Origin of the sequence: Bartonella sp. AA81SXKL (assembly GCF_042196945.1) — a bacterium.
In the GTDB taxonomy this organism is placed as follows: Bacteria; Pseudomonadota; Alphaproteobacteria; order Rhizobiales; family Rhizobiaceae; genus Bartonella.
In genome coordinates this window covers 1-1,653 of sequence record NZ_JBHIRH010000070.1, presented here as the reverse complement: position 1 = coordinate 1,653, position 1,653 = coordinate 1, and the positions used below count along the sequence as shown (strand labels likewise).

3 protein-coding genes are annotated in these 1,653 nt (G+C 49.5%); all 3 read right to left on the bottom strand.

Going from position 1 to position 1,653, the window contains the following annotated elements:
- The coding region (locus tag ACFINZ_RS09490; protein WP_375701398.1) for a DNA-binding protein at positions 1 to 362 on the bottom strand (362 nt) is incomplete at its 3' end.
- Positions 359 to 817, bottom strand: a complete 459-nt coding sequence (locus ACFINZ_RS09485; protein ID WP_012232200.1) for a hypothetical protein — start codon at positions 815 to 817, stop codon at positions 359 to 361. The genes ACFINZ_RS09490 and ACFINZ_RS09485, both read right to left, overlap by 4 nt.
- On the bottom strand, positions 814 to 1,653 hold an 840-nt coding region (locus ACFINZ_RS09480), incomplete at its 5' end, for a ParB N-terminal domain-containing protein (RefSeq protein ID WP_375701397.1). The genes ACFINZ_RS09480 and ACFINZ_RS09485, both read right to left, overlap by 4 nt.

The window sequence follows — 1,653 nt, the reverse complement described above, 5'->3', positions numbered from 1 at the left end:
CCCATACCGGCATGGAGCAAATCTTCCCAAAAGCAAAGTGCCTTCAAACGCTCTTCACAGCGCCTTTTATGCGCCTTTGAAAGCCCCTCATAACGCACCCAAATACTTGCCTTTTGCTCCCCTTGCGTTTGTTTCACATCAACAGCCCCACCAAACCGCACCAACAATGCCGCCCGCGCCCCCTCCGGCAATAAAGAGATGTGATACTCCCAAACCGGCTTGGTTTTGCCTCCCACTTTCCTCGAAAGTTCAGAGTTTTTTCTCCAATATGCCCGTCCGTGGTTTTCAAGACTTTTATATGTTTTCGGCAACCCTGGCAAAGCTGCCTCAGCCAATTCGGCAATAGTAAACCATTCCTTCATGGCTGCCCCCTTTTAATGCGAACCGGCGTTGCGCGCATAGCTTTCAATTGCGCTGCAATCTCCCGCTGTTCCTGCTGAAGCCGCGCAATCTCTGCTAAACGTGCCTCATCCCCTTGCAACAGCAACAATCCATCTTCACTCACCACCTCATCCCAGAGCCAAAATGCCTCTGTCGCCCGCACAAATGCCTTAAACCGCGGCAGGGAAATATCCACCTGCTTACTTTCTGCCACATAAGCATCCAAACTCGCCTTACTTAAACACCCAATCCCTAAATAATGCGCCATACGCTCCGCAATCACACTGCGCTCATGCCGGCATTCACGCAAAGCCCGCGCCATCGCACGCTTAATGCGTGAGCGAAACCGCCCTAAATCAATCTGTGCAACGGGTTCACGACAAGGAAAAACCGGCTTTTGGAAAAAATCAAGCTGCCCGCAACCATGCCTCTTCATGACAGCACCTCCCCCGATTGCTTGTTCAAATAATCATAAAACCGCGCCTTTGTCTGCGCATCCGCCCTCTGCCAAACACCCAATAACTGAGAAAAAACCCGCTCTTGTTCATTAATTTGCGGCGGCGTATTAATCCCATTGACCAAATCAACAGCCCGCCTCAAATCCCCATCAACCTGTTGCAAAGCAATCGCCACACGCCGTTGCGCAACCGGCTCCATCTTCGCCAACTTCAACAACTGCGCTTGGTTATCCGCCAATGCCGTCCCCCGCAAAACAGACCGCAACTCCGGCTGTAAATGCTGGGAAATGCGATTGAGACGTTTCACTGACTCCTTCGATAAACCAATGCGATCTGCTACATGTTTGGCAAAGTGCAAACTTTGCATTTTGCCATTCAAGTCACCATCATTTGGCAAAGGGTCAACTTGACCCTTTGCCACTTTGTCCCCTTCACACCCAGTTTCATTATGCTCTGAAGAACTATCTTTTGGCAAAGGGACAACTTGTCCCTTTGCCACTTTGTCTCCTTCACACCCAGTTTCGTTATGCTCTGAAGAACCATCTTTTGGCAAAGGGTAAACTTTACCCTTTGCCACTTTGTCCTTTGTATATTGATTACCATGATCACCACCAACCTTAATTTCCCCATACTTCTTTTCCCACAATTCGCGGTAAGTCTGGACAAAAAGCGCACGGTCAATAACAGACAATTCATTGCGAAAGAGGTTTTCAGCAACCTCTAAAAGCGCAGCATTATCCTTATCAGCCTGCACCACAACGGCATCAATGTCACTATAGCCCAAAAGCTCAGCAGCACGAAGCCGATGCGCTCC

Bases quoted from the DNA above. Each gene is read 5' to 3' on its own strand.
- ACFINZ_RS09485 (WP_012232200.1), bottom strand. From the start codon at position 817: ATGAAGAGGCATGGTTGCGGGCAGCTTGATTTTTTCCAAAAGCCGGTT.